Origin of the sequence: Mesorhizobium sp. CA10 (assembly GCF_020165285.1) — a bacterium.
Classification (GTDB): domain Bacteria; phylum Pseudomonadota; class Alphaproteobacteria; order Rhizobiales; family Rhizobiaceae; genus Mesorhizobium.
Genome location: NZ_JAIUHV010000001.1, coordinates 108,796 through 135,728, shown reverse-complemented (window position 1 = coordinate 135,728; position 26,933 = coordinate 108,796). Strand labels below are relative to the sequence as shown.

23 protein-coding genes and 1 pseudogene are annotated in these 26,933 nt (G+C 64.1%); 9 read left to right on the top strand and 15 right to left on the bottom strand.

All coding sequences use genetic code 11. The features are described from left to right. Window positions 1-10: 10 nt before the first annotated feature. Both LB535_RS00570 and LB535_RS00565 read right to left on the bottom strand, forming a co-directional pair. Window positions 11-1,549, bottom strand: coding sequence for a sugar ABC transporter ATP-binding protein (locus LB535_RS00570; RefSeq protein ID WP_224630805.1), 1,539 nt, complete (start codon window positions 1,547-1,549; stop codon window positions 11-13). After that, window positions 1,546-2,196: a DUF2291 family protein gene (locus tag LB535_RS00565; RefSeq protein ID WP_411969518.1), complete on the bottom strand. Its 651-nt coding sequence runs from the start codon at window positions 2,194-2,196 to the stop codon at window positions 1,546-1,548. Before LB535_RS00565 ends, LB535_RS00570 begins: the two co-directional genes overlap by 4 nt. A gap of 728 nt (window positions 2,197-2,924) precedes the next feature. Here LB535_RS00565 and LB535_RS00560 point away from each other — a divergent pair. From LB535_RS00560 to dhaL, 8 genes are all read left to right on the top strand, one after another. Further along, window positions 2,925-4,511, top strand: coding sequence for an FGGY-family carbohydrate kinase (locus LB535_RS00560; protein ID WP_224630803.1), 1,587 nt, complete (start codon window positions 2,925-2,927; stop codon window positions 4,509-4,511). 1 nt (window position 4,512) lies between these two features. Beyond that, entirely contained in the window at window positions 4,513-6,030 is a 1,518-nt protein-coding gene (locus LB535_RS00555; RefSeq protein WP_224630802.1) for a glycerol-3-phosphate dehydrogenase, read from the top strand. Next, window positions 6,030-6,962 carry a sugar phosphate isomerase/epimerase family protein gene (locus tag LB535_RS00550; RefSeq protein WP_224630801.1) on the top strand — a complete coding sequence of 311 codons (933 nt, stop codon included), beginning with the start codon at window positions 6,030-6,032 and terminating at the stop codon, window positions 6,960-6,962. The genes LB535_RS00555 and LB535_RS00550 overlap by 1 nt, the downstream gene beginning before the upstream one ends. A gap of 64 nt (window positions 6,963-7,026) precedes the next feature. Then, window positions 7,027-7,968 carry a sugar-binding transcriptional regulator gene (locus LB535_RS00545; protein WP_224631172.1) on the top strand — a complete coding sequence of 314 codons (942 nt, stop codon included), beginning with the start codon at window positions 7,027-7,029 and terminating at the stop codon, window positions 7,966-7,968. A 7-nt stretch (window positions 7,969-7,975) separates the two neighbouring features. Beyond that, the gene (locus LB535_RS00540; protein ID WP_224630800.1) at window positions 7,976-8,743 is read left to right on the top strand and encodes a triose-phosphate isomerase; all 768 of its coding nucleotides are present in this window, start codon (window positions 7,976-7,978) and stop codon (window positions 8,741-8,743) included. Between the two features lie 12 nt (window positions 8,744-8,755). Then, the gene (locus tag LB535_RS00535; RefSeq protein WP_224528619.1) at window positions 8,756-9,211 is read left to right on the top strand and encodes an RpiB/LacA/LacB family sugar-phosphate isomerase; all 456 of its coding nucleotides are present in this window, start codon (window positions 8,756-8,758) and stop codon (window positions 9,209-9,211) included. Between the two features lie 212 nt (window positions 9,212-9,423). Beyond that, on the top strand, window positions 9,424-10,431 hold the full coding sequence (locus tag LB535_RS00530; RefSeq protein ID WP_224630799.1) for a dihydroxyacetone kinase subunit DhaK: 1,008 nt from the start codon (window positions 9,424-9,426) through the stop codon (window positions 10,429-10,431). Window positions 10,432-10,436: 5 nt separating this feature from the next. Further along, window positions 10,437-11,045, top strand: coding sequence for a dihydroxyacetone kinase subunit DhaL (gene dhaL, locus LB535_RS00525; RefSeq protein ID WP_224629263.1), 609 nt, complete (start codon window positions 10,437-10,439; stop codon window positions 11,043-11,045). Between the two features lie 112 nt (window positions 11,046-11,157). Here dhaL and LB535_RS00520 read toward each other — a convergent pair. The 12 genes and pseudogenes from LB535_RS00520 to LB535_RS00465 form a co-directional block, all read right to left on the bottom strand. Further along, a pseudogene (locus tag LB535_RS00520) lies at window positions 11,158-11,449 on the bottom strand (RpiB/LacA/LacB family sugar-phosphate isomerase); the annotation flags it as partial. A 322-nt stretch (window positions 11,450-11,771) separates the two neighbouring features. Next, on the bottom strand, window positions 11,772-13,286 hold the full coding sequence (locus LB535_RS00515) for an SRPBCC family protein (protein ID WP_224630798.1): 1,515 nt from the start codon (window positions 13,284-13,286) through the stop codon (window positions 11,772-11,774). A gap of 9 nt (window positions 13,287-13,295) precedes the next feature. Next, window positions 13,296-13,733: an SRPBCC family protein gene (locus LB535_RS00510; RefSeq protein ID WP_224630797.1), complete on the bottom strand. Its 438-nt coding sequence runs from the start codon at window positions 13,731-13,733 to the stop codon at window positions 13,296-13,298. Window positions 13,734-13,775: 42 nt separating this feature from the next. Next, window positions 13,776-15,962, bottom strand: a complete 2,187-nt coding sequence (locus tag LB535_RS00505; RefSeq protein WP_224630796.1) for a flotillin family protein — start codon at window positions 15,960-15,962, stop codon at window positions 13,776-13,778. Between the two features lie 88 nt (window positions 15,963-16,050). Beyond that, entirely contained in the window at window positions 16,051-18,270 is a 2,220-nt protein-coding gene (locus LB535_RS00500) for an ABC transporter permease (protein WP_224630795.1), read from the bottom strand. After that, window positions 18,263-19,048 carry an ABC transporter ATP-binding protein gene (locus tag LB535_RS00495; RefSeq protein WP_224630794.1) on the bottom strand — a complete coding sequence of 262 codons (786 nt, stop codon included), beginning with the start codon at window positions 19,046-19,048 and terminating at the stop codon, window positions 18,263-18,265. Before LB535_RS00495 ends, LB535_RS00500 begins: the two co-directional genes overlap by 8 nt. Before the next feature lie 24 nt (window positions 19,049-19,072). After that, window positions 19,073-20,314: an ABC transporter substrate-binding protein gene (locus LB535_RS00490; RefSeq protein ID WP_224630793.1), complete on the bottom strand. Its 1,242-nt coding sequence runs from the start codon at window positions 20,312-20,314 to the stop codon at window positions 19,073-19,075. Between the two features lie 56 nt (window positions 20,315-20,370). Next, window positions 20,371-21,399, bottom strand: coding sequence for a branched-chain amino acid ABC transporter permease (locus LB535_RS00485; protein ID WP_224630792.1), 1,029 nt, complete (start codon window positions 21,397-21,399; stop codon window positions 20,371-20,373). Then, window positions 21,396-22,445 (bottom strand): branched-chain amino acid ABC transporter permease, encoded by a 1,050-nt coding sequence (locus LB535_RS00480; RefSeq protein WP_411969510.1) that lies wholly within the window; start codon window positions 22,443-22,445, stop codon window positions 21,396-21,398. Before LB535_RS00480 ends, LB535_RS00485 begins: the two co-directional genes overlap by 4 nt. Next, window positions 22,442-23,770 (bottom strand): metal-dependent hydrolase family protein, encoded by a 1,329-nt coding sequence (locus LB535_RS00475; protein WP_224630791.1) that lies wholly within the window; start codon window positions 23,768-23,770, stop codon window positions 22,442-22,444. The genes LB535_RS00480 and LB535_RS00475 overlap by 4 nt, the downstream gene beginning before the upstream one ends. A gap of 52 nt (window positions 23,771-23,822) precedes the next feature. After that, window positions 23,823-24,602: an alpha/beta fold hydrolase gene (locus tag LB535_RS00470; protein ID WP_224630790.1), complete on the bottom strand. Its 780-nt coding sequence runs from the start codon at window positions 24,600-24,602 to the stop codon at window positions 23,823-23,825. Then, complete coding sequence (locus tag LB535_RS00465; RefSeq protein WP_224630789.1) at window positions 24,599-25,477, bottom strand: fumarylacetoacetate hydrolase family protein; 879 nt, start codon at window positions 25,475-25,477, stop codon at window positions 24,599-24,601. Before LB535_RS00465 ends, LB535_RS00470 begins: the two co-directional genes overlap by 4 nt. Window positions 25,478-25,670: 193 nt before the next feature. Between LB535_RS00465 and LB535_RS00460 the strand changes: the two genes are divergently transcribed. Next, on the top strand, window positions 25,671-26,342 hold the full coding sequence (locus LB535_RS00460; RefSeq protein ID WP_224630788.1) for a FadR/GntR family transcriptional regulator: 672 nt from the start codon (window positions 25,671-25,673) through the stop codon (window positions 26,340-26,342). Between the two features lie 405 nt (window positions 26,343-26,747). Here the strand turns inward: LB535_RS00460 and LB535_RS00455 are convergent, their stop codons facing one another. Beyond that, window positions 26,748-26,921, bottom strand: coding sequence for a hypothetical protein (locus LB535_RS00455; protein ID WP_181174704.1), 174 nt, complete (start codon window positions 26,919-26,921; stop codon window positions 26,748-26,750). Window positions 26,922-26,933 lie beyond the last annotated feature (12 nt).

Genomic DNA, 26,933 nt, shown 5'->3' with positions numbered 1-26,933 from the left:
CGTGCTCCGCTCAGGCCGCCACGGCCTCGCCCGAGGCGGCCATGATCTTTTCCTTGGTGATGTTCGAAGTGAACTCGGCCGAGATCCGCCCGCGCCGCATGATGATGATGCGGTGGGCGATCGACAGGCATTCGTTGACTTCCGACGTCGTGAACACGACGGCCTGCCCGGCCGCCGCGTGGTGAGCCAGAATCCGGAACACCTCGGCCTTGGCGCCGATGTCGATGCCGCGGCTGGGTTCATCCAGCAGGATGACCTTTGGACCGGTGGCGAGCATCTTGCCGATGACCACCTTCTGCTGGTTGCCGCCGGACAGGGACCCGATCGGCACGTCCGGTCCATCGGTCTTGACCGTCACGTCCCGGATCGATTTCTGGACCAGCGCCCGCTCGAGCTTGACCGAGGTGAAGATCCCGCGCGTGAATTCCATGATCGAGGCGAGCGAAAGATTCTGCCCGACCGACATCGTCTGGACGAGACCGTAGCGCTGGCGATCCTCGGGCACGAGCGCAAGGCCGCGGGAGATGCGCTCGCCGATGGGGAGGTGGGAAATCTCTTTGCCCTCGAGCACGATCTCGCCGGACGTCGCACTCAGCTTGCCGGCGACGGTCTCGAGCAGTTCCGTCCTGCCGGCCCCCATCAGGCCATAGATGCAGACGATCTCGCCGGCCCTGACGTCGAGCGACATGCGATCGACGACGTTGTAGCCGCCGCCGGCCGGATCCGGCACGGTCAGTTCGCGGATCGAGAGCATGACCGGACCGAAATCATGGCCGATCGGCGGACTGCCCAGATCATAGTTCTCGCCGACCATGTTGCGCACGATCCATTCGAGATCGATATCGGCGCGCGGCGCGTAGGCGGTCATGTTGCCGTCCCGCAGCACCACGGCATGATCGGTGATCTGCAGCGCCTCCTCCAGATGATGCGAGATGTAGACGATCGACACCCCCTTGGCGGTCAGGTCGCGGATCACGCTGAAGAGCACCTCGACCTCGGTGGCGGAAAGCGCCGATGTCGGTTCGTCCATGATGAGGATACGGCTGTCGACCGAAAGCGCGCGGGCGATCTCGACGATCTGCTGCTGTCCGAGGCGCAGTTCCTCGACAGGGGTGAGTGGATCGATGTCCTCCTCGAGTTCCGCCAGCAGCCTGCGGACCTGGCGTTCCTCCTCGGCGTAGTTGACGCCGGTCGGGCCGGTGATCTCGCGCCCCATGAAGATGTTGTCGCGAACCGACAGATTGGGCGCGAGGCTGAGCTCCTGATGAATGATCGAGATGCCGTGGTTCCGCGCGTCGGTGGAGGAGGAAAACACGATGGGCTGGCCGTCGAGAACGATCTCGCCGGAGGTCGGCTGCACCACGCCGGAGAGGATCTTCATCAGCGTCGACTTGCCGGCGCCGTTCTCGCCGAACAGCGTCGTCACCTGACCGCGGTGGATGTCGAAATTGACGCCCTTCAGCGCCCTCACGCCGTTGTAGGACTTGGCGATGTTGCGCGCCGCCAGAATCACTTCGCCGGCCGGCCGGGAGGTCGCGGCGTCGCTCATTTGACGGTGACCTTCACCGGCGTGATCAGCCAGTTCTTAGGGTTGATAAGGCGGAAGACGCCGAAGATCTCCAGCGTCTTGCCGGAGAGGCCGGCGGTGTCGATAGCGTCCAGGGTCGCCTTCTTCATGGCGCGGTTGATGCCCGAGCCGGCGTCCTGGTATTCGATCTGGTTCTTGAACTTGCCGAAGACGATGTCACCGGTCACATCGCGCAGATCGGTGCCGTTGATGGCCGGGCCGGCCTGCACCCGAACATGGATGTCGGCCGGTACGCCGTCGGCCTTGAGCTCGTAGACGCCGGATTTCGCTTCGCCCGCCACCGCCGTTAGCCTGATCGGGATGATCGCGCCGGTCGACGAAGCGGTTCCGTATTGCTTGGCGGCCGCGTTCTTGTCGGCCATCACCGCCGGTCCGAAGGTGGCGGCGTTGACGGCGTGCTCGACGACGAAGGCCTGGATGCGCGGGAACTCCTTTTCGCCGAACCGGTCGGGCGAAAACGCCTCCTGGCCGACGTCGGCAGACGATCCGATCCGGACCACCTTCGTGTCGAGCGCGATCGCGGCAAGGACCACGACGCCGAGACCGATCGCGATCGTGAGACTGCGGCGCGGCGCGGCGGGGGCCTTCGGGGTCGACATGGCGTTCATCATTCAGAGCCTTGCCGACGATGAAACGAGGCGGGCAGGGGATGCAACGATGGTCGCGGATGCACGACGCAGGCCTGCCGCATGGTCGGGTCGCTTGCTTGCATCGATTTCCTCCACCGTTGACCGGCGATGCGGCGTCTTCCTCCCGCTGCATCGACGTCCATTCTACGACCGCTATGTTATATTCGTGTTATCTTTTGCGTCAAGTATGATAGATCGGAATTCCGCTTCGGTGCCGATAGTGGCCCGTCGAAAGGGGCTTTTAGCCATACGATTTTCAAACCGGCATCTCTGGAACAGCCTCGCGCATTCGATTGATCCTATGACGGCAGAAACATGCCGCGGCGGCCAATTTATCAGAGGTAAACAATTGATTTATATAGCCATTGCGCACGCCGTACTGTGCTGCAGCGCAAGTTGAAAACAAGCCTGAAGCATCCGGTCGCCGTTTGTCTGCTTTCCTGTCCGCCTGCCGGAGACAACGGAGGGCGGATCGTCGAGTTCCTCCTGACTGATATCAGCGTAACTGAAAAAATTTTCGTTGTCTGCAAAAAAAATCATGCATTGTGTTATTTCCGTGATAACTTAGAATGAAGTGCAGGCGCCGTTACGGAGGAGTGCGCAACGGCGCCACCCTTCGCCGGTGGCTTCGGGCGGGAAAATCAGGAGGAGACAGACATTGCCCTGTTGCCGATCCAGGCATCGTCGCATCGGAAGCGGAGAGATCCGTGGCCGGCGCTGACGTAATCATAGGTATCGATTCCGGCACGTCGGTGATCAAGGCGGTCGCCTTCGAGCTGAACGGCCGCCAGATCGCGTCCGCTTCGGTTCCGAACCGGTACGCGTCCGGCGCCGACGGTTCGGCGACGCAGTCGCTCTCCCAGACTTGGCGCGACTGCACCGCTGCGCTTCGAGGGCTCGGCGACAAGGTTGAAAGCCTTGTGGCGCGCACCGCGGCGCTCGCGGTGACCGCGCAAGGCGACGGCACCTGGCTCGTCGGTCGGCAAGACACGCCGGTCGCCGACGCATGGCTGTGGCTCGATGCCCGCGCGGCGCCCACCGTCGAGCGCCTGGCTGCCGGCCCGCTTAGCCGCGCCCGTTTCGAGGCGACGGGAACCGGGCTCAACACCTGCCAGCAAGGCAGTCAGATGGCCCATATGGACCGCCACGCGCCCGAGCTTCTCGACCGTGCCGAAGTGGCGCTGCACTGCAAGGACTGGCTCTATCTGAACCTGACCGGCGTGCGCGCCACCGATCCTTCGGAGTCAAGTTTCACCTTCGGCAATTTCCGTACCCGCCGCTACGACGACGCCGTCATCGAGGCGCTCGGCCTTTCCGGGCGGCGCAAGCTGTTGCCCGAGATCATCGACGGCACCATGGTGACCCATCCGCTGACGGCAGCCGCAGCGGCCGAGACCGGACTGAAAGCCGGCACTCCCGTCAGCCTCGGCTATGTCGATATGGTCATGACCGCGCTCGGCGCCGGGGTCTGCGGCGGCGAGGGGGATGTCGCCTGCTCGATCGTGGGCTCGACCGGCGTCCACATGCGTGCCGTGCCGACGGGCGCCGTGCACCTCAACAAGGAGGGCTCCGGTTACGTCATCACCCTCCCGATTCCGGATCTGGTGACGCAGGTCCAGACCAACATGGCGACCACGCTCAACATCGACTGGGTTCTCGGTCTTGCCGCGGATGTGCTGAAGGAATTCGGACAGGAGGCCGGTCATCGCGATCTGGTCGCCCGCATCGATCACTGGCTCGGCGACAGCCAACCCGGCCAGATCGTCTATCACCCGTATATTTCGGAGGCTGGCGAGCGCGGGCCGTTCGTCAACGCCAACGCCCGCGCCGGCTTCGTCGGCCTGTCTGTCAACCATCGCTACCCGAGCTTGGTGCGTGCCGTCATCGAGGGGCTGGGGCTTGCCATGCGCGACTGCTACGCTGCCATGGGCGACCTGCCGTCGGAGCTGCGGCTGTCGGGCGGCGCGGCCCGCTCGCAAGGTTTGCGCGGCATCCTGTCGGCGGCGGTTCACGCGCCGGTGCGCGTCTCATCGCGCCAGGAGGCGGGTGCCGCCGGCTGCGCGATGATGGCGGCGGTCGCCATCGGCGCCTACGCCGACATGGGCGCCTGCATTGCCGATTGGGTCACGCCGCTGCTCGGGCCCGCCGAGGCGCCCGATCCGGCGCTGATCAGCGTCTATGACAGGCTGTTTCCCGCATTCGGCGCGGCACGCCATGCCCTGGGGCCAGCGTGGGACATGCTCGCCGCCCAGCGCCGCAACACGGCTGCAGCCGAAACGCCACAAGGAGCATAGGATGGGGCCTGAGTCGAAAACGGTCGACCTCTTCGTCATCGGCGGCGGCATCAACGGCGCCGGCATCGCGCGGGACGCAGCAGGCCGCGGCCTGTCGGTCGTGCTGTGCGAAAAGGACGACCTTGCCGAGGGCACGTCCTCGCGCTCCGGCAAGCTCGTGCATGGCGGTCTGCGCTATCTCGAATATTACGAGTTCCGGCTGGTGCGCGAGGCGCTGATCGAGCGCGAGGTTCTACTCAAGGCCGCGCCCCATATCATCTGGCCGATGCGCTTCGTGCTGCCGCACAGCCCGCGGGATCGGCCGGCCTGGCTGGTGCGGCTCGGCCTGTTCCTTTACGACCATCTGGGCGGCCGAAAGCGGCTGCCCGGCACGCGCACGCTCGACCTCGAGCGCGATCCGGAAGGAACGCCGTTGCTCGACCAATATACGCGCGGCTTCGAATATTCCGACTGCTGGGTGGACGATGCGCGGCTGGTGGTGCTCAACGCTGTCGGCGCCGCCGAGCGCGGGGCCGAGGTGCTCACCCGCTCGCCTGCCGTCTCAGCTCGCCGCGAGAATGGCGCCTGGATGGTGACGGTGAGAAACGCGATGACGGGGGAAACGCGCGTCTTTCGCGCCCGCTGCCTCGTCAATGCCGCCGGTCCGTGGGTTTCGGATGTCATCGGCCGTGTCGCGGGATCGAACTCATCGCGCAATGTGCGGCTGGTCAAAGGCAGCCACATCATCGTGCCTAAGTTCTGGCAGGGCGCCAATGCCTATCTGGTGCAGAACCACGACAAGCGCGTCATCTTCATCAATCCCTATGAGGGGAACATGGCGCTGATCGGAACCACCGACATCGCCTATGACGGCCGCGCCGAGGACGTCAGGGCCGACGAGGCCGAGATCGGCTATTTGCTTGCGGCGGTGAACCGCTATTTCAAGGAGAAGCTGCGGCGCCAGGACGTGCTCTACTCCTTCTCCGGCGTGCGGCCGCTGTTCGACGACGGCAAGGGCAATCCCTCCGCGGTGACGCGCGACTATGTCTTCGACCTCGACGAGAGCGGCGGCGCGCCGCTGCTCAACGTCTTCGGCGGCAAGATCACCACTTTCCGCGAATTGGCCGAGCGCGGTATGCACCGGCTGAAGCATATTTTCCCGAAGATGGGCGGGGACTGGACCGAGACCGCGCCGCTGCCCGGCGGCGAAATCCCCAATGCCGACTACGAGACCTTCGCCAACGGTCTGCGCGAGACCTATCCGTGGATGCCGCGCAATCTCGTCCATCACTATGGGCGGCTCTACGGTGCGCGCACCCGGGACCTCGTCAAAGACGCGGCCGGGCTCGATGGCCTTGGACGTCATCACGGCGGCCTGCTCTACGAGGCGGAGGTGCGCTATCTCGTCGCCAGGGAATGGGCGCGCACGCCCGCCGACATCCTGCTGCGGCGCACCAAGCACCACCTGCATCTCACCGAGGCCGAACGGGACGCCTTCGCCATGTGGTTTGACGCCGAGCGCCTGGCCGAGGCCGCGTGATGGCGCTGACGCTTTCCCTGAACACCAATCCGCTGGTCAACCGTTTCGCCGATCCGGACGACCTCATCGAGACCGTCGCGCGCGACCTCAGGCTGCGCGACCTGCAGCTGACGCATGAATTCATCAATCCGAGCTGGCCGGCGTCGGTGACCCGGCGCCTGACCAGGCAGATGGTCGCGGCCCTGCGGCGTACCGGCGTGCGCGTCACGAGCGGCATGACCGGCCCCTATGGCCGGCTCAATCATTTTGGCCATCCCGACGGCGAGGTGCGCCGTTACTATGTCGACTGGTTCAAGAGCTTCGCCGATATCATCGCCGACCTGGGCGGCGTCTCGGTCGGCACCCAGTTCGCCATCTTCACCTTCAAGGACTACGACGATCCGGCCCGTCGCGAGGACCTGATCCGGATCGCCGTCGACTGCTGGGCGGAGGTGGCCGAACACGCCAAGGCAGCCGGGTTGCGTCACGTTTTTTGGGAGCCGATGAGCATCGGGCGAGAGTTCGGCCAGACGATCGCCGAATGCCTCAAGTTGCAGGACAGGCTGACCAGGGCCGAAATGGCGGTGCCGATGTGGATGATGGCCGACATCGACCACGGCGACGTGACCAGCGCCAATCCGGACGACTACGATCCCTATGCCTGGGCGCGCGCGGTGCCCAAAGTGTCGCCGATCATCCATATCAAACAAAGCCTTATGGACAAGGGTGGACACCGCCCCTTCACCGCCGCGTTCAACAGCAGGGGCCGCATCCAACCCAAGCCGCTGTTGCAGGCCTTGGCCGAAGGCGGCGCCGTCGAGAACGAGATCTGCCTGGAGCTGAGTTTCAAGGAGCGTGAGCCGGAGGATCGGCAGGTCATCGCTCAGATCGCCGAGAGCATAGCTTTCTGGGCGCCGCATATCGATACCGGCGTGCAAAGCCTGAATATCTGAGCCGGCTGCCGATGACACCCAAACGCGCGATAAAGGACTGCATGTTTTGAAACGACCTAGTCAACTGGACGCGGAAGGGTCGCTCGCGATCCGCGCCGCTTGGCTGCACTATGCAGGCGGTCTCACTCAGGCCGAGGTGGCCAAGCGGCTCGGGTTGCCTTCGGTGAAGGCGCATCGTCTGATCGCCCGGGCGGTGGCCGACGGCGTGGTGAAAGTCTCGATCGACGGCGCGATCGTCGAATGCGTCCTGCTGGAGAACCAGCTCTGCGATCGGTTCGGGCTGGATCTCTGCGAGGTTGCGCCGGATCTGGGCGAGGAAGGCTTGCCGCTGCGGGCGCTGGGGCTGGCGGGCGCCAGTTTCCTGCGTCGCGAGATGGAGCGCGGCGAAGACGGGGTCATCGGTATCGGGCATGGTCGCACGCTCGCCGCCGCGGTGCATCAGTTGCCGCGCTTCGAGGCAGCCGGCGTACGCTTCGTCTCGCTGCTCGGCGGACTGACCCGCAACTATGCCGCCAATCCGCACGACGTCATGCACCGACTCGCCGAAAAGACCGGCGCACAGGCCTACGTCATGCCGGTGCCCTTCTTTGCCAATTCCGCGGAAGACCGCGAAGTGCTCCTGGCGCAGCGCGGCGTGCGGGAAATCTTCGAGATGTCGAACCGGGCAACGCTGAAATTCGTCGGCATCGGCACGGCGGATGCGGACGCGCAGCTCGTGGCGACCGGCATGATCGAGCCGCGCGAGATTGGTGAGATCACCGCCGTCGGCGGCGTCGGCGAAATGCTCGGCCACTTCTTCGATGCGCGCGGCCGGGTGCTGGAAACGACGCTTACCGCCCGTACGCTTGCTGTCGATCTGGACGGGCCGGCGGATAGCCGCATCATCGCGATCGCCGGCGGACCGTCGAAGATCGAGGCGGTGCGCGCGGTGCTCAACAGCGCGCGGTTGAAGGGTCTCATCACCGATGAGTCGACGGCCAGGGCTCTGGTGAACGAAACGGACTGACCATCGCATGACGCAGCCTAAGCAAATCTGGATCGGCACGAGTTGGAAGATGAACAAGACGCTTGCCGAGGCGCGGGCCTTCGCCGGCGGGCTGCTTGCCGATCCGCAAGGCGATCCGCGCATCCAACGCTTCGTCATCCCGCCCTTCACCGCCGCGCGCGAGGTCAAGGCGATGCTTGAGGATACGTCCGTGAAAGTCGGCGCGCAGAACATGCATTGGGCCGACGAAGGGGCATGGACCGGCGAGATCTCGCCGGTGATGCTGCGGGATTGCGATCTTGATATCGTCGAGCTCGGCCATTCCGAGCGCCGTGAGCATTTCGGCGAGACCGACGAAACCGTGGGCCTCAAGACGGAAGCCGCGACGCGCCACGGCCTCATTCCGCTGATCTGCGTCGGCGAGACATTGGCCGAGCGCGAGGCCGGCCTTGCCAGCGAGGTGCTTGCCAGGCAGGTGCGCGGCGCACTCTCCGGGCTCGGCGCCGCGCAGAAGACCGCGCCGATCCTGCTCGCCTACGAGCCGGTCTGGGCGATCGGCATCAACGGCATTCCGGCAACCTCGGACTACGCCGACGCCCGCCAGGCGGAGATCATCGCCACCGCAGAGGATGTGCTGGGCCTGCGCATCCCTTGCCTCTATGGCGGTTCGGTCAACCCGGACAATTGCGCCGAACTCATCGCATGCCCGCATATCGACGGGTTGTTCATCGGACGCGCTGCATGGGCCGTCGAGGGCTATCTCGACATCCTGTCCAGATGCGCGGCCAAACTCTAGAAGGAGACGATCATGAAGCTCGCGGTAGCAGGCGATAGCGCCGGCGAAGGCCTGGCCAAGATTCTGGCCGATTACCTGAAGGACAAGCACGAGGTGTCGGAAGTGTCGCGCACCGAGGACGGTCCTGACCCCTTCTACGCCAATCTGTCCGAACGGGTTGCGAGCGACCTGCTGGGCGGCAAATATGACCGCGCCATCCTGATCTGCGGCACGGGGATTGGCGTCTGCATCTCGGCCAACAAGGTGCCGGGCATCCGCGCGGCACTCACCCATGACACCTATTCCGCCGAACGCGCCGCGCTGTCGAACAATGCCCAGATCATCACCATGGGCGCGCGCGTGATCGGACCTGAACTGGCAAAGTCGATCGCCGATGCCTTCCTCAAGGAGACATTCGATCCGAAAGGACGGTCGGCCGGCAATGTCGCCGCCATCGACCAGATCGACGCCAAATACAACGCCCGCTGAACGTTCGATACTCTTGCGTTCGCGGCCGTTGGCCGTATCAGAAAAAGGCCGTTTCCCCGCAGCCGCGAAACGCTCCAAAGCGCGTCGCGTCCTCGGATTCGCTCCGTGCGCTTTAGCTTTTTGATTTTACACATGCCTTGTCCCGAAACCGGTTCCCACTTTCGGGAGACATGCTTTAGTCTGACGACCGACGACGATGCAGGGAGGTGCGAATGAGCCTGACGCAGAAGCTGATCAATGACGGCAATGCGGCGGTCGACGAAATGCTGCTTGGCATCATGGCCGCGCATCCCGAGCATCTCTGGCGTCCGGACAGCGCGCCGCGCGCGGTCGTCGCCAAACACGGTCCGCGTACCGGGAAGGTGGCGCTGGTCATCGGCGGCGGCTCAGGCCATGAGCCGACCTTCCTGGGCTATGTGGGCAAGGGACTGGCGGATGCCGCAGCGATCGGCAACGTCTTCGCCTCGCCCCCTCCGCAGCCGGCGGTCGACGCGGCGATGGCTGCGAGCGGCGGTGCAGGTGTCCTGTTCATGTATGGCAACTATGCCGGCGACGTGATGAACTTCGACATGGCTGCCGAATTGCTGGAGATGGAAGGCATTGAGGCACGCACGGTGCTGACCACCGACGACATCGCGTCGGCGCCGCGCGACCAGCGGCAAAAGCGCCGCGGCGTGGCCGGCAACGTGTTCATCTTCAAGGCCGCTGGTGCTGCCGCCGACATGATGATGCCGTTGGACGAGGTGGAGCGAATCGCCCGCCACGCCAACGACCGCACCTTCACCATGGGCGTGGCGCTCTCGTCCTGTTCACTGCCGCAGACGCGGAAGCCAAGCTTCGATCTTCCCGTTGGCGAGATGGAGATCGGCATGGGCATTCATGGCGAGCCTGGCGTGCGGCGCGGGCCGTTGCGTCAGGCCAACGATGTGGCCGACGAAATCATGGACGCCATCCTGGCGGAAATGAAGGCGCCGGCCGGCGATCGTGTCGCGGTGCTGGTCAACTCGCTCGGCGCGACGCCTCTGATGGAACTCTATATCCTGAACGCGCGGATCGCGGAACGCCTGAAGGCCGCCGGGCTAGTCGTCCACAAGACCCTTGTCGGCCCCTATTGCACGTCGCTCGACATGGCCGGAGCCTCGATCACCATCATGCATCTCGACGAGGAATTGCAGCGCATGATCGACCATCCTTGCGACTGCGCTATGTTCCGGAGCTGAGCGAGATGGAGTTCACGATCGGGGATTTGAGAGCCCTTCTTCGCGCCTTCTCGCAGCGGATGGCGGCCGAGCGCGACAGGCTATGCGCGCTTGACGGGGTGATCGGCGATGCCGATCACGGCATCGCCATGGAGCAAGGCATGAAGGCTGCGGCCGATGCGGCGCAAGCGGCCGAAGGCACGCTGCAGGACGTCTTCAATGCCGCTGCCAAGGGCTTTCTCAATGCAGTCGGCGCCTCCTCAGGGCCACTCTACGCAACCGCCCTTCTGCGCGCCGGCAAGGCGGCGGGTTCACGCGCAGCCATGCCGAGAGCTGAGTTGCGGACGATTATTGTGGCGATGCGCGATGGCATCGCCCAGCGTGGCAAGGCCGAACCCGGCCAGAAGACAATGCTCGATGCCTGGGGGCCGGCCGCAGACACCGCAGTGGACGGTCAGAGTGCCGATGCCATAGTCGCAGCAGCCCAGCAGGGAGCAGAAGCGACACGCAACATGGTCGCAACCGTCGGCCGCGCCGCACGTCTCGGCGAGCGTTCTTTGGGCCACCCGGACCCGGGCTCGATTTCGGCCGCCATGCTGGTGGAAGAAATCTGCAACGCCATGAAAGCCGCCTAACCCTTCTTTATAGGCAATGAGGATCCGGTGGTTTTGTCTCTGATTCTCGAACGGCTTCGATCTGGCGCCGCCGAGCGAGGCTCTGACGCCCTCGATCAGGTGCTTGAAGGGCTCATCGGGCGTTGTACTTTGCGTCGATCTGGTCGATCGCGGCGACATTGCCGGGCCGACCGGCCCTGCGGATCGAATGTCTCCTTGGGGAACCCATCGGCGATGGCTTTCGCCAATTCCGTGCCAATCACGCGCGCACCCATGGTGATGATCTGGGCGTTGTTGGAGAGCGCGGCGCGTTCGGCCGAATACGTATCGTGGGTCAGCGCCGCGCGGATGCCCGGCACCTTGTTAGCCGAGATGCAGACGCCGATGCCGGTGCCGCAAACCAGGATGGTCCGATCGTATTTGCCGAGCGTTATCTCAATCGCCACCAGTCACGGTGAAATGTCCGTTTCCGGGAAAGCATTGAGGTGCCTCTATTTCCGATTGGCGGCGCAAAGCCGCCCGGCTCGGGCACTGTCGCCGCGGCCCACAGATGGCCTATTTTTCTTATGGACGATACAATGCTGCGCCTTCCCGCAACCAGATCTATCATAAATCAATAACCGTCTCAGTCTAACCGGGACGGTTTTTCGCGTTTTGAGGTCGGCATATAGCGTCGCAGCAAATCATAGGTAGACCACGCGAAACGGGAGCGCGAGCAAGCTAACCGGCCGATAGCGGCAACTAAGCTTACGCCTTTATGACAAGCGCGCCGGTTGTTAATCGAGATTCCAGATCTCGATGAGCCTGTGCCGCCGCCCCCAGATTGTACGTCTTGGGAGGCGCAATCCTAATTACACCCTGTCGCAGAGCTGCGAAAAGCCGTTTGATGTGGGGATCAAGTTTATCTGGGCTATCCGTATAGTGTGCATAGTTGGGACGGGAAATGGTAATCGATTTTGACGAAAACCGCCCAATATCCCAATTTCCCACGGGCCCGGAGGCTTGGCCGAAACTAACAAGGTGTCCTCGGACACCGAGCGCTGCCAGCGATCCGCCAAAGGTGTCATTGCCGACGGCATCATAGGCGACATCCGCGCCTTTGCCCTCCGTCAGCCGCATCACCGACTCGGCGAAATTGTCTCTAGAATAGACGATTGTGTGGTGAGCTCCGAGCCGGGTCACGATCTGGGCCTTGTCATCGTTCGAGACAGTGGCGATCACCGTCGCGCCGAGGTGGCAAGCCCATTGCACCAGTAGTTGGCCGACGCCACCTGCTGCTGCATGAATGAGCACAACCGATCCGGGTTTAACAGCGTGGACGTCGTGCAGGAGAAAGCTGGCGGTCACGCCCTTTAGTAGGCCGGCGGCGGCGATTTCGTCCGAGATGTCATCCGGCAATTTGACCAGAAGGTCCGGCGCCATGTTGCGGCGCTCGCAGTAAGCGCCGATCGGAGGGCAGGCATAGGCAACACGATCGCCGACCGAGACGCCCGATACGGCCGAGCCGATTGTTTCGACGATACCTGCCGCCTCCATGCCCGGCACGCCGGGCAACTGCAGGAGATCGAAAAAGCCGGTGCGGCAATAGACGTCGATGAAATTGACGCCGATCACTGTATGGCGGACCCGCACCTCACCGGACGCCGGCGGCGGCAGGGCGATTTCCCTGAGCTCCAGCACTTCCGGTCCGCCATAGCGCTTGACAAGGATCGCGCGGGTCGTCTCGACATGGCTTGCGGCAGCCATTGGCGCGATGCGGGGCGTGCTGGCGGGCGAGGGCGTCACGGCCATTACCGGAGACGGCCCGATCGGCATGCCGGGGTTTCGGCGTTTCAGAAGATTGCGTACCCCCGTGAAGCCGGCCTGATAGATGCCTTCGCTGACCAGCTTGACCAGCTCGTCGCGGCGATGTGCCGGCGGGTCGAACTCGGACCGCCATTCCCAGAAGGTGGCATCGCCGTCGGTCACCGGCTTCAACCGGATCGATGCGACATAGCCCATCAGCGGCAGCGGCGCTTCGAGCAGGCAATAGCTCAGTCGCCGGTCCTTGTCGGACAGCGCCAGCAATTGCTCGCGCAATTCGCCGCCATTGTTCAGCCGGAAGTGACGCACCGCGCCGACGGCATCGACAGGCTCGCCGCCTACGATCTCGCTGAAGGCGATTGCCGGATGCCAGCGGTCATGGCCGTTGAAGTCGCGGAGGATCTCCCAGACGGCGTCGACCGGCGCATCGATGATCGTGCTCTGGCAAAGCTTGACCATCGGCTGGCGTCAGCGCCTGAACCGGTGTTTTAGCGCGGTCAAGGCGGTCTGGAACACGCCATTGCCGATCTGATGCATCAGAGCCGCCTCGCGGTCGGGGGCGCAGTCGAACTCCGCCTGCCATTCGGCCAAGGTCAGATTGCCGTCGGTGACCGGCGTCAGCGACAACGTGGCGACATAATTCTCCACTGCCATCGGGCTTTCCAGGATGGCGTAGCTGCAGGACAGGTCGTAGTCCGACAGCGCCAGCAATCGCTCACGGACGCGTCCGCCGTCCTTGAGCGTGAAATTCCGGATACACCCGATCTGGTCGGCCTGTGCATTCTGCTCGATGCGGCTCTCGCCGACGAACGGCGCCCAGCCCGGCAAACCGTTGAAGTTACGCACCAGCTTCCACACCTCCGCCGCCGGCGCCGGGATGACGGAGGAGACATAGACCTTGGTCATTTCTGGCAAGCCGTCGATATTTCGAGCCGCATGATCATCCCATCAGTGATCGCGGTCGTCATCATCGTCCTTGGCGGGTTTGCCTTTACCCTTCTTGTCGCGGGTCAGGCTGGAAATGTCCTTGGCGTCGCGCAGCACGTCGGTCATGCGGCCGAGCGAGCCGCCCTCGATGCCGATGTCCTTCATCAGATTATCGATCATGGGCGCCTGTACCCGGTAGCGCAGCGCGGAATCGATCACTTCATCGGTGACGTTGCGGTTGCCGCCCGCGCCGCCATTGATGCCGTCGACATGCAGGATCTTGATGCCGTCGATCTTCTCCATCGGCTTGACGCTCTCGCGGATGATGCCTTCCATGTGCTCAAGCAGCTTGCTGCGCAGGCGGCCGGCGCGGGCTTCGCTCGACAACAGGTTTTCCGCTTCGTTGAGCTGGCGATGGCCAGTTGCGTCGACCTCGTAGCGCTGGGCTGCCGCGAGCGCATGGATCTTCTCCGCCTCGGCGGCGGCGAGCGCCGCGATCTTCTGCGCTTCGGCCAGGCTCTTTGCCGCCTTCATCTCGGCATCGGCGGCGGCGGTGATGCGCAGTGCCTCGCGCTCGGCCTCGCGCTGCGCGCCGATCAGATCGGTCAGCTTGCGGCGCTCGGCGATCTCGCGCTCGCGCGCGGTCAGGGCCTGTTCCTCGGCCTGGATGGCCTTGGCGCGGACGGCCTCCGAAGCGGCGATTGCCGAGGAGCGTTCCTGTGTCTTCTTGGCGATGTCGATAGCCTTCTGGATTTCGGCAATCTCGATCTTCTGGTCGCGGTCGACGCTGAGCTGCCGCAGGTCCCGTTCCTTGATGAGGCGCGCCTCCTCTATGCCGCGCTCGGTGGTGATGCGGGCCCGCTCGACCTCTTCGCCGGCCGAGATCTCGGCTTCCTCGAAGGCCTGCCGCTTGGCGATTTGCAGCGCTTCGAGGTGGCGCTCCCTGGCGATCCGCACCTCGTCGACCGCGCGCTCCTGCTCGATCCGCGCGGTCTCGGTCGCCTGGTTCTCGACGATCTCGGCGCGGCGCTTCTCCGCCTCCGCCCTGGTCACTTCGAGCGCCTTTTCGGCGAGCGCGATCTGGCGTTCGAGCTCGGCGATCTCGAGCGACTTCTTGCGCTCGATCTCAAGCCCGCTCTGCGTGCCCTCGCGCTCGATGCGCGCCTTCTCCAGCGAAAGTCCGAGAGCGATCTGCTCGCGCTCGGTCAGTTCGCGCATCTTCATCTCGGCCTCGTCGAGCGCGCGGCGGCGCGCGATCTCGCGGCGCTGCGTGTCTTCCTCGCTGCGGATGCGTTCCTCGGTGATGCTGCGCTCCTGGGCGAGGCGCGATTTCTCGACCGCCTCGCGCGCGGAAAGCTGCGCCTGTTCGGCCTCCTGGTCCCGCACGGCCCGTTCCCTGGCGAGCTCGGAGCGCTGCGCCGCGCGCCGGATCTCCACTTCGCGCTCCTGTTCCAGCCGCGCATATTCCGTGTCGCGCTCGATCTCCAGCACCTTGCGCTGCGTGTCGAGGTTCTGGTTGCGGATATCGACCAGGGTGCGCTGCTCAATCTCGTTGCGCATGCGGCGCCTGGTCTCAATGGATTCTGTCAGCTGCGTCAGGCCTTCGGCATCGAAGGCATTGGAGGGATCGAAATATTCGAGGCTGGTCTGGTCAAGGTCGACGATGGCGACGCTCTCCAGCTCGAGCCCGTTGGCGGCCAGCGAGTCCGAGGCAAGCGCGCGGACCTTGTCGGCATAGTCGCCACGCAGCTCATGCATCTCTTCCAGCGTCATCTGCGCGGCGACGGTGCGCATGGCGCCGGCGAACTTGCCTTCCAGCAATTCGCGCAAGCTGTCGGGCTGCAGCGTGCGGCGGCCGAGCGTCTGCGCCGCGGCGGCAACGAGCTCGCGGCTCGCGCCGACGCGGACGAAGAACTCGGCGATGAGGTCGACGCGCATGCGGTTCCTGGTGATCAGCGCCAGCGCGTCCTCGCGGCGAACCTCGATGCGCAGCACACCCATATTGACAGGGGTGATCTCGTGCAGGACGGGGATGACGAAGGCGCCGCCGTTCACCACCACCTTCTCGCCCAGGAAGCCGGTGCGCACGAACGCCGTCTCCTTCGTCGAGCGGCGATAGAGCCACCGCAGGATGTAGACGGCGATCACCACGACGACCGCGGCAACGATCAGCCACAACAGGAAAGCGCCAAAGCTCTGCGCGTCCATGATTTATTCTCCCCTACACAATCCGGTCAGCGCCAGGCGCCCGGCACCAATTCAAAGATCCGTCCGCCGTCAGGCAAAGTCCAATTCTTCATGCCCGCCTCTGCAGCTTTGGGCCGATCGCGTGGAAAGCGCTGATCACCGCATCGACGAAAGGCGTGTCGTTGATGTTGGCGCGCACCCGCTCGATATGGCGCAGCGGCGTCTGGCGCACCGTCTTCTCGATAGCCTCGAACAAGGCGTTGTCGGCTTCCGGGTCGTGAAAGGGCTGGCCGGGCGCGTCGAGCATCGAGACGCCGCCCTCGGGCAGCAGGAAGCGTACAGGCCCATCCATCGCGTTGAGCCGCGCGCCGATCCATTCGCCGAAGGCGCTGTTCTCGTCGCGGGTCGTGCGCATCAGCGTGACGTTCGGATTGTGAATGACGAATTTGCGGCCGCGGAACTTTTCCGGCACCGTCTCGCGCGGACCGAAATTGACCATGTCCAGCGCGCCGGCCGAGCCGACATAGGGCAGCCTTGTGCGGATTGCCGCCCCGAAACGATCCTCTGTGGCGGGGAAGACGCCGCCGACGATCATGTCGGCCACTTCGGTCGTGGTGAGATCGAGGAAGGCCGACAGCAGGCGCGAGTCGCCGAGCTTTTCCATGGCGCGGCCGCCGATGCCGGTGGCGTGAAAGACGAGGCAGTCATAATCGGCTTCGAGCCGCTTCGTCACTGCTTGCACGGCGGGCGTGGTGACGCCGAACATGGTGATGCCGACGGCCGGTCGCGCCAGCTTGCGCTTTGCTTCCCACGCCTCGGCGCCGGGCAGTTGCGCGACCATGCCGGCCATGGCGTGGGCGGCATTGGCAAGCACCTGCTCGGTGATGGAGTTCAGCCCCTGAACATCGGCGACTGAATGGAACATCATGATGTCGGCGCCGCCGACATATTTGGCGACATCGCCTGCCGCCACCGTCGAGACCATCAGCTTGGGGATGCCGACAGGCAGGACCCGCATGCCAGCCGTCGCCAGTGTCGTGCCGCCGGAGCCGCCCGCCGAGATGACGCCGCCGATGCGCGGCTCCCGCTCGATCCAGCGCGTGAAAGCCTCCGCCATGGCGCTGACCGAGCCGCCGCGATCGTCGGTGAAGACCGCCGAGGATCCGCGCGGGTGCATGCCGGCAACTTGCATGGCGGGCACGTCCGCGCTCGCCGGCTTCCCCGATGTCGACAGGTCGACCGTGCGGACCGGAACGCCGAGGGATTTCAGGCGCTCTGCGATGAAACGCAGCTCCTTGCCTTTGGTGTCGAAGGTGCCCGCGACCAGCACCGTTCTGCCGATGCGCTCGGCAAAGGGCATGGCAAAGATCTTCTTAGGGTCTTCCTGCGGAAGGTTCTTCGAGACGGCCGCCTGCCTCAATTCGGTGACTGGCACGTTCCAGCGGTTGGGCAATTGGGTGACAGGCCGGTAGACGCCGTCGCGCGCCAGCGGATCGATCGATCCGACCGCCGCGCGTTCGACGCGATAGACGGCCGCCAGCTGCTCCTTTGCCTGCGCCGCTTCCGTCGGCGTGACTGGCGCTTCCTCGGCGTGGCGTCCGACGCCGAGCAGGCGTTGCTGCAGCTCGCGGTCGGCGGCAAGCGCGGCCGCGTCCATCAGCCGGTTGATCCGGCCATTGACCATGATCGCGACCTGGCTGGAGATGGCGGTCGCGACGCCGATATTCTGCTCGATCACGAGCACCGCCATCTCGCCTTCGGCGGCAAGGTCGATCAGCATCTTCTCGACCTGGTCGACGATGATCGGCGCCAGGCCTTCGGTCGGCTCGTCCATCACCAGAAGCTTCGGATCGCTGAGCAGGGCGCGCGAGATGGCGAGCATCTGCTGCTCGCCACCCGAGAGCTGCGATCCGCCGTGGTGACGGCGCTCTGCCAGGCGCGGGAAGGTCTGGTAGACGCGCTCGACGGTCCAGCTCGCGTCGCGCCGGTTCCCGGCGGCAAGGCGCAGATGCTCGTCGACCGTCAGGCTCGGCCAGACGCGTCGTCCTTGCGGGACATAGCCGATGCCGAGGCGATGGATCTCGTGCGGCTCGAGCGCGGTGATCTCGCGGCCGTCGACGCGGATCGAGCCGGACTTCGCCCGCTTCAATCCGACGATGGTGTTGCACAGCGTCGACTTGCCCATGCCGTTGCGGCCGACCACGGAGAGCACGCCGCTCTCCAGCGTCAGCGAAATCCCCTGCAGCGCATGACTTTCGCCATAGAAGACCTGGAGGTCTTCTATCTTCAGCACCGCCCTGGCGCTTTTGCCGGCGGAGCGTTCAGCCATGCTTGCCTCCGAGATAGATCTGCTGGACCTCCGGATCGGCCTCGATTTCCTGCGGCGTGCCTTCCTTGAACAGATGCCCGTTGTGCATCATCGACACGTAGTCGGCCACACGCAGCGCGACGTCGAGATCGTGCTCGATGATGATGAAGCCGATATGCTTCGGCAGCGCGTTGAGGATAGCGACGAGATCGCGCCGCTCGGTCGGCGAAAGACCCGCCGCCGGCTCGTCGAACAGGATGAAGCGCGGCGCGCCGGCAAGCGCCAGCGCGATTTCCATCTGGCGCTGCTGGCCGTGGCTGAGCGTCGCCACCAGGGCGTCGCGATGAGCTTCGAGATGGACCGCCTCGAGGATCGACCGCGCCTGCACCATGTTGACGTCGGCGGCGGCGGGTCTCAACAGCGAAAATCGCCGGCGCGAGACGCCGCGGCAGGCGAGAAAGATGGAATCGAGAACCGACAAGCCTTTGAACAGCTGCGAGATCTGATATGTGCGGCGCAGGCCGCGCCGGATGCGCTCATGCGGCGGCAGGTCGGTGATGTCCTCGCCGAAGAAGCGGATGCGTCCGGCGGTCGGCAGGAAGTCGCCTGTCACGGCGTTGAACAGCGTGGTCTTGCCGGCGCCGTTGGAGCCGAGGACCGCGCGCCGCTCGCCGGCCGCGATCCGCATGTCGACGCCCGAGAGCGCCACCAGCGCTCCGAAATGCCGCGCTACGCCATCGAGCTCCAGCGCGTAGGCGCCGGAGCTCTGCAGACGGTTCGCGGCCAGGTTTTCGGTCACTGACGATGCTCTTAGCGCGTGCCGTTACGGGCAGCTCGGATTGTCGCGGTTGACAGCTCCCAGCTTCATGAACTCGTCCTCGGAAATGCCGAGCGTCTGGTTGACCTGCGGCACGACCTTGACAAGCTTGTTCAGGAGATTGCCGTCCGAACCTTCGGTGACCTCGGTCAGAAAGATGTCGGCGACGGCGTTGCGGTTCTTGTCGAGCGACACCTTGCCGGTCGGCGTGTCGAAGGACAGTTTCGACAAGGCCTCGCGCAATTTCTTGCCGCTGTCGGAAAGGTCGCCGCCGACCTGGTCGAGCGCCAGCAGCGCCGCCTTCATGTTCACATAGTAGCCATGGGCGAAGAGCGAGGGCGAGGGGAAAGCGCCCGGCTGCTTCTTGTAGGCGTCGACGAACGCCTTCCACGCCGGCGCGTCATTGGTGTCGGCCGTCGGCCCAGCCGAGGGCGTGCCCTTGAGCACGTCGCGCAGCTTGCCTTTCGAGGTCAGCACGGTCTGGTCGACGGTGATCGAGCCGCCGATCAGCGGAGCCGAGCCGCCGGCCTGCTGGTACTGGGTCAGGAAGTTGACGGCATCGGCGCCGCCGAGCGCCACATAGATGGCGTCGACATCCTCGGGGATCGCCGCGATGACGGAGGAGAAATCCTTGTTGCCGATCGGCACCCAGGATTTCGACGGCACATGGCCGCCGGCCTTGCAGAACTCGGCCATGAAGCCAAAGACCTGCGTGTAGGGGAAAGAGTAATCCTCGGCGACCGTGGCGACCTTCTTGTAGCCCTTGTCGTTGAAGGCATAGGTGCCGAGGCCGGCCATCCATTGCGCGCCGTCGGTCGAGAAGCGGAAGAAGTTCTCGGCCGGATTGCGCAGCGTCGTGTCCTGCGCGGCCGAGGTGCCATTGATGAACGTCACGTTCGGCTTGGTCTTGGCATAATCCTTGACGGCGAGGCCTTCATCGCCCGAAAGCGGACCGACCAGCACCTTCACGCCGTCCTGCTCGACGAGCTTGCGCGCCGCGCGCACGGCGCTGTCGGGCGAGGCGTCGGACGAGCCCTTGACGATCTCGATCTTCTTGCCGGCGACCGTACCGTTGGTCTCTGCGACGGCCGTCATGGCGCCGCGTTCGCCATCCTCGCCGAGCACCGTGAACGGCCCTTCGAAGGTGGCCAGCAGGCCGATCTTGATCGCGTCGTCGGCGGCGAGCGCCATCGAAGGCGCGGTCAGCCCGGTGAACAGCGCCAGGGCCAGAAGTGTACGTCTATGCATCCTCGGTTCCTCCCATTGAATTGCATTGATCTGCAGTGCTTCATCCGCGTCGGCCGCTAGGGGCCGGCGCGCAAGGACTCCTGGGCAAGATGTGGCTTGATCCTCCCCCACAACCCAAGAATTCCGTCCGGCGAGATGAAGACGATCACCAGGAACACCAGGCCGATCAGCGTGTTGAAACGCTCGGCGCCGACGATGTCGATGGCGAAGGTCTGCATCAGTATGACGACGATCGCGCCGACGAACGGCCCGATCGGATGGCGCAGGCCGCCGATGACGGCGATGATCAGGATGTCGATCGCCACGTCGACGCCGATCGTGCCGGGCGAGACGCGTCCGTTGAACCAGACCAGAAGCACGCCCGCCAGCCCGGCAAGGACGCCGGCCAGGAACCAGGCGAAGACCTTGTGCGCGGTGACATGGTAGCCGAGCGCCCGCATCCTGCGCGGGTTGTCACGGATCGCCTGCAAGGTCATGCCGAATGTGGAGCGGGAGCCGTAGAGCACCGCCGCGTAGGACAGCATCGCAAGGCCGAGACAGAGGTAATAGAAGGGTTTCGGGTCCCGCCAGTTGATGCCCCAGAACACCGGCGCGTGGATGCCGGCATAGCCGGAATGGCCGTTGAAGATCGCGTAATTCTGCTGGGCGAAGTAGAAGGTCGCCGTCGCGATCGCCAGCGTGATCATGAGCGTGTAGATGCCTTCCGTGCGCACCGAGATCCAGCCGATCAGCGCCGACGACACCGCCGCCGCGGCGACCGCGAAGGGAACGACGATCCACCAGGGCCAGCCGAAACCCAGTACGTTGGAATTGTTGCTGCCGAGGATGGCGACGGCATAGGCGGCGATGCCGGCGACCGTGATCTGCGCCAGGCTGAGCATTCCGCCATAACCTGCCAGCAGCATCAGCGACAGCGAAAGCACGCCAAAGATCATCGAATAGCCGGCGATCTGCGTCAGGAAGAAATCCGACGCCACCAGGGGATAGAGAAGCAGCGCGACGGCAAGGATGACGTGACCCGAGCCGATCTTGTCCAGCCAGTTCTGCTGCGGCGCTGCGCCGTCGGCGGCTGTGGCCAGGCTCATCGTGCCTTCCCCATGATGCCTTGCGGCCGCACGGCCAGCGTCACCACCATGATGACGAAGGTGAGCACCACGCCATAGGTCGGGAAGTAGACGAGGCCGATCTGCTCGGCCAGCCCGATGAGCAACGCCCCGATCGCCGCGCCGGTGATGGAACCCATGCCGCCGACGATGACCACAACCAGCGAGGCAAGCAAATAGCGCACGTCCTCGCCCGGCGCGACCGAGAGCGCCGACCCGCCGACCACGCCCGCGAAGCCGGCAAGTCCGGCGCCGACCGCAAAGACGACAGCGAACACCGCATGCACGTTGACGCCGGAAGCCGACAGCATGGCGCGGTCGTCGACGCCGGCGCGGATCATCATGCCGACGCGCGTCTTGTTGAGCATCAGCCAGAGCGCGACCCCGATGACGATCGCCGCCACCAGCACGACCACGCGGTAGAGCGGATAGGTAAGGAAGACCGTGGCGCCGTTCGAACGCACCGCTGTGATGACCGGCAAGGTCAAGGCGCCGTCGAGCCATTCCGGCGTGGCGATCTGGTAGGTGCCTCCGGCCCAGACCGCCAGCATCAGGTCGGCGGCGACGATAGAGATGCCGATGGTCACCAGGGTCTGTCTGAGGTCGTCGCCCTCCAGGCGGCGGAAGATGAAAACCTGCATGACGACGCCGATGATGGCGAGCAGGGCGAAGCCGGCAGCGACACCGAGCAGCCAATAGCCGGTGCGGCTTGTGACTTCGTAACCGATATAGGCGCCGAGCAGATAGAGCGAACCATGCGCCAGGTTGATGTTGCGCATCAGACCGAAGATCAGGGTGAACCCGCTGGCGACCAAGAAATAGAGGCCGGCCAGCGTCAGTCCGTTGAGGATGGCGCTGACGAACGCCTTCTTGGAGATCAGGATCGCGTTCAGCCAGGCGGGCCAGACGGCGAAGACCAGCCAGGCGACCGCCGCGACGGCCAGCAGGCCGACCAGACCCCAGGCCTGGCGGCGCGTCATGCCGCCGCCAGACAATGACGAGGACGATGGCTGGTCGAGTATGCTCATGCGGTCAGCCGCCGGCGCTGCTCGTTCAAGCGCGGCGCCTTGTGGAACTTGCCGTCCTTCATGATGGCGAGGATGCGGTTCTTGTCCTGCAGGATCCGCACGTCCGCAATCGGATCGCCGTCGATCAAGAGGATGTCTGCCAGATAGCCTTCCTTGATCAGGCCGAGCTCGTCGCCCATGCCCATGATCTGCCCACCATATTTGGTGCCGGCCTGGATCGCCTCCATCGGCGAGAAACCGAGCATCTCGACGAAGGTCTGGATATCCTTGGCGTTGGTGCCCTGCGGCGTCCAGGCGAAGCCGTAGTCGCCGCCGATGCACACGCGGATGCCGCGCCGGTGCATCTTCTTCATCGTGTCGATGCACATTTCCAGCTCGCGCTCATATTCAAGCGACAGCGGCGAGCCGGGCTTGATGCCCCATTGCTCGGCATAACGCGCGGTATTGATCAGCCAGGCGATGCCGGGCGCAACGAAATGCTTGTCCTTGACCGCTTCCAGCATGTCGAGGGCTTCCTCGTCGGCGAAGGAAGCGTGGTAGATGTTCTGGATGCCGTGGCGGACGCACTGCTTGACCGACCCGGAAGAGCGGGCATGCGCCGACAGCACCTTGTTGCGGCAGCGCGCCTCGGAAGCGGCCATCGCGACCTCCTCCTCGGACATCGGAGTTTCCTCCGCGCCCATGCCGGTGATGCTTTCGCCGGAGAGGTTGAGCTTGATCGAATCGACGCCGTACTTGATCAACTGGCGCACCGTGCGGCGGATTTCCTCCGGTCCGGATACCACGATGCCGAGATTGAGCCCCTCGTGCGGAATATGCGAGGGCGCGGAATCGCCGAGGCCCCCGACCGTCGTGATCTCCGGTCCGGCCGCAAGATAACGCGGTCCTGGAAACCGGCCCTGGTTGATGAATTTCTTGGCGACGACGTCGAGCCGCGGCTTGGCTGCGGCCGCCCCCCGTCCGGCGGTGAAACCGGCGTCCAGCACCAGCTTGGCCATCTCCATGGTGACCAGCATGTGCTCCTCGATCTCCATCATCTGGATGGGATCGATGCCGGGGGCGTTGTTCCAGGACAGATGCAGATGGGCGTCGATCATGCCGGGCATCAGCGTCGCGCCCATCCCGTCGATCACGGTTGCGCCGCCGCTATAGGAAGACGACGAGGACGAACCGAAGCGCGACGAGCCCTTGGTGATCTGCTTGATACGGTTGCCCTGCACCAGTACCTCGCCGGTGTAGGGATATTCACCAGTGGCGTCGAGCACGCGCACATTGGTGAAGAGCGTGCCGCTCGATCCGTTTCCGGTCCAGCTGTCGTCTGCCATAACAAGCCTCCCAACTTGCCGAACGTAGAATTCTACGCCCGATGCGAAATCCTCACCTATCAACCCGTCTCAAAAAATCGGCGAGCTTCGAGCTGCTCTCGCGCGGACTTTCTACCGTGGCCCAGTGTCCGCACCGATCGATCGACGAGAATACGGCTCCCTTGATCTTGTCGGCAAGCGCCTGGGCGACGCCCGGCGGATTGACCGTGTCGGCGTCACCGGTGACGAGCAGGGTCGGCGCGGAAATCCGGCGCGCATCGACGGCGGTGACTTTTGCCAGCGCCTCGCAGGTGCGGGCATAGGATTCGGCATCCTGGCGCGTAATTGATTCCCGCACGAACGCCGCTGCCGCGGGCGATGTTTCTCGCGTATGGGCTGAAATCGCGTTGGCGACGATCTGATCGGCTATGTCAGAAATGCCGCCGGAGCGCGCCAGGCGCGCCCGGTTGGCCAGGCCTTGCCGGGTCGCTTCGGCCGGTTCGGCAAGGGCGCCGAACAGTGTCAGCGAGGCGACCAGCGCCGGCTGCATCGCGGCGATCTGCTGGCATACGATGGTGCCCATCGAATGGCCGACGAAATGCGCCGAGGTTACGCCCATGCCGGCCATGGCGCGGATCACGGCTTCGCTCATCCCCTCGATGGTCAGCGGCTCGATCGGGCGCGGCGAACGGCCCGAGCCCGGCAGGTCGATCCGGACGATGCGGTAGCCGGAGAGCGCGCCTATCTGCGGCTGGAACATGTTCGAGGTTCCGCCAAGGCCGTGGATCATCACCACGGCGGCGCCTTCGCCGACGACCTCTGCGACGACCTGGCCGACAGTCACGGTCGTCATTGGGGCCTCTCCACGAAGCGGTTCTCCAGCGTGCCGATGCCGTCGATCTCGATGCGCACGACGTCGCCGGGCTTAAGATATTTCGGCGGGTCGAAGCCGATGCCGACGCCGACCGGCGTGCCGGTGGCGATGATGTCGCCGGGCTTCAGGGTGATGCCTTGCGACAGCGTGGCGATGATGGTCGGGATGTCGAAGATCAGCAGGGAGATGCGCGAATCCTGGCGCAGATCCTCGTTGACGAAACAACGGATGCCGGCGGTCTCCAGGTCGAGTTCGTCCCTAGTCACCGCCCACGGACCCATCGGACAGAATGTGTCCTGCGATTTGCCGATCAGCCACTGACTATATTTGCCCTGCAGGTCGCGGGCGGTCACGTCGTTGACAATAGTGTAGCCCCAGACATGATCGAGCGCGTTTTCTTTCGATATGCCGCGCCCGCCCTTGCCGATGATGACGGCGAGTTCCGCCTCATAGTCTATCGCAGTCGAGACCGAGGGATCAATCAGCACGCTGGCATGGTTGGCGACGACCGATTCCGGCACTTTGGAAAAGATAATCGGATGCTTGGGGATCGCGCCAGCGCCGGCGCTGGAATCGAAGCCCGAGCGGGCAAACTCATGCGCATGCTCATGGTAATTCTTGCCGACACAGAAGATGTTACGGCGCGGCTGCGGGATCGGCGCCTCGATCTCCACCTGCGCCAGTGGGACCGGCGACAGCGTGCGCGGCAGGCCGGATCCGTTGCGCTCGATCAAAGCGAGAATGCCGGTGCTGACCTGGTCGACGGGAAAATCGAAAGGGGCGATTGTCTGCGCTTCGAGGTCGACAAGGCCGACGCGACGTTCGCCGGCCATCGAAAAGGTCGCGACCCGCATTCCATCCTCCCTGAGCCTTTTTTGAACCAATATTGGCTCTTTCGCTACACGCTATCGCTTATTGGTTCACCCTTCAAGGGAATTCTGATGCGAAAAACCCGCTGGCGTCGGGTTCTTTGTTTAAAGCACTAGACCAAGGGGCAATTGGTCAGCTACATTGGCTCAATATTGGATCAGATAAAGCCGTTCACAAATGCCGAAACTCGTCGCCAACGATATTGCCACAATGCTGAAGAAGCGGATTTCCGCAGGCGAATGGTTCCAGGACGGCCGCATGCCGCCCGAACGCGACCTCGCCGCAGAATTCGGCGTCGCGCGCAACACGGTGCGCCGTGCCGTCGGCTTCCTGGAGGAGGACGGGACTGTCGTCCGGCATGTCGGGCGCGGCACCTTTCTGACCGCGACCGATCCGACCTCAATCCCGGCGATGGTCTCGCGCATGGAGGGAACCAGCCCGGCCGACATGATGGAAATAAGGCAACTGCTCGAACCGGCCGCGGCCGCGTTTGCCGCGACAAATGCCAGCGCAACCGAGTTGAATGCCGTTCGTGAAGCGCATCAGGCCGCATGCGAGGCCAGCGACATGCCGGATTTCGAGCATTGGGACGCCGAATTCCACCACCGGGTGTTCGCCTGCTGCCGCAACGACTTCCTCAAAGAGATCCACAACCTGATGCGTGCCATCCGCAACCAGTCACCCTGGTTCGAGATGAAGAAGCGCTCGTTTTCGGAAGAGCGGCGCCAAGCGTATTGCCGGGAGCATCAAGTACTTCTGGACGCTCTGGTTTGTCGCGATCCGGATGGCGCCAAGACAGCGATGCTGACTCATCTCAAAACCGTCGAGAAGAATCTCCTCGGACGGTGAACTTGCCAAAGCGCGAGGCCTGACCGAACACTATCCTCAAGCGCGTCCATGATTTGAACCTCCTACGCTCAAGGACGCTGCGATGGAGGATTCCGCAGGTACTCTCTGGGTTGCTCGCGGAACCATACGGAACGATACGGGAAGTCGTCCGACTTCGGCCCACAAAAAGCCAAGGAAATCAACAACATTCGGACATCTTCCGGGCCTACCAAAATATCACTGTAATACATTGATATCTTTATGTTTTTAGATATGGCCCAAAACGTTGGCTCGAACCCCCCTCGATCCGCCGCTTCGGAAGTTTGGTCGGCATAGCACCTTTCGAGACAATAGGCTGTTTCGATCTTTCCAGCGAATTTCGAGGAGCTGATGTTGGAGCGCGACCTGTCACGAGCGTCTTGATGGTCAATTGGTCTTCAATTGACCGACACGGTTCTCCGCAATCCAGCGGGCAGCCAGCACCAGCGCGCCCATGCTGAAATCCTTACCGTGCTTGGCGACCATTTCTTCCGACAGTTTGGCGAGCCGTTCGAAGAATTCATCCTTGCTCTTGTCCTCAGGGGTAAGTTCGGTCTGCATCCTTCTTCTCCT

What these genes read in the sequence shown, in the direction of transcription:
- LB535_RS00550 (WP_224630801.1), top strand. Translation starts at nt 6,030, where the DNA reads ATGGCGCTGACGCTTTCCCTGAACACCAATCCGCTGGTCAACCGTTTC.
- LB535_RS00490 (WP_224630793.1), bottom strand. Translation starts at nt 20,314, where the DNA reads ATGCATAGACGTACACTTCTGGCCCTGGCGCTGTTCACCGGGCTGACC.
- LB535_RS00540 (WP_224630800.1), top strand. Translation starts at nt 7,976, where the DNA reads ATGACGCAGCCTAAGCAAATCTGGATCGGCACGAGTTGGAAGATGAAC.
- LB535_RS00460 (WP_224630788.1), top strand. Translation starts at nt 25,671, where the DNA reads ATGCCGAAACTCGTCGCCAACGATATTGCCACAATGCTGAAGAAGCGG.
- LB535_RS00555 (WP_224630802.1), top strand. Translation starts at nt 4,513, where the DNA reads ATGGGGCCTGAGTCGAAAACGGTCGACCTCTTCGTCATCGGCGGCGGC.
- LB535_RS00500 (WP_224630795.1), bottom strand. Translation starts at nt 18,270, where the DNA reads ATGGCTGAACGCTCCGCCGGCAAAAGCGCCAGGGCGGTGCTGAAGATA.
- LB535_RS00570 (WP_224630805.1), bottom strand. Translation starts at nt 1,549, where the DNA reads ATGAGCGACGCCGCGACCTCCCGGCCGGCCGGCGAAGTGATTCTGGCG.
- LB535_RS00475 (WP_224630791.1), bottom strand. Translation starts at nt 23,770, where the DNA reads ATGGCAGACGACAGCTGGACCGGAAACGGATCGAGCGGCACGCTCTTC.
- LB535_RS00565 (WP_411969518.1), bottom strand. Translation starts at nt 2,196, where the DNA reads ATGAACGCCATGTCGACCCCGAAGGCCCCCGCCGCGCCGCGCCGCAGT.
- LB535_RS00510 (WP_224630797.1), bottom strand. Translation starts at nt 13,733, where the DNA reads ATGACCAAGGTCTATGTCTCCTCCGTCATCCCGGCGCCGGCGGCGGAG.
- LB535_RS00455 (WP_181174704.1), bottom strand. Translation starts at nt 26,921, where the DNA reads ATGCAGACCGAACTTACCCCTGAGGACAAGAGCAAGGATGAATTCTTC.
- LB535_RS00470 (WP_224630790.1), bottom strand. Translation starts at nt 24,602, where the DNA reads ATGACGACCGTGACTGTCGGCCAGGTCGTCGCAGAGGTCGTCGGCGAA.
- LB535_RS00485 (WP_224630792.1), bottom strand. Translation starts at nt 21,399, where the DNA reads ATGAGCCTGGCCACAGCCGCCGACGGCGCAGCGCCGCAGCAGAACTGG.
- LB535_RS00505 (WP_224630796.1), bottom strand. Translation starts at nt 15,962, where the DNA reads ATGGACGCGCAGAGCTTTGGCGCTTTCCTGTTGTGGCTGATCGTTGCC.
- LB535_RS00530 (WP_224630799.1), top strand. Translation starts at nt 9,424, where the DNA reads ATGAGCCTGACGCAGAAGCTGATCAATGACGGCAATGCGGCGGTCGAC.
- LB535_RS00515 (WP_224630798.1), bottom strand. Translation starts at nt 13,286, where the DNA reads ATGGTCAAGCTTTGCCAGAGCACGATCATCGATGCGCCGGTCGACGCC.
- LB535_RS00480 (WP_411969510.1), bottom strand. Translation starts at nt 22,445, where the DNA reads ATGAGCATACTCGACCAGCCATCGTCCTCGTCATTGTCTGGCGGCGGC.
- LB535_RS00465 (WP_224630789.1), bottom strand. Translation starts at nt 25,477, where the DNA reads ATGCGGGTCGCGACCTTTTCGATGGCCGGCGAACGTCGCGTCGGCCTT.
- dhaL (WP_224629263.1), top strand. Translation starts at nt 10,437, where the DNA reads ATGGAGTTCACGATCGGGGATTTGAGAGCCCTTCTTCGCGCCTTCTCG.
- LB535_RS00535 (WP_224528619.1), top strand. Translation starts at nt 8,756, where the DNA reads ATGAAGCTCGCGGTAGCAGGCGATAGCGCCGGCGAAGGCCTGGCCAAG.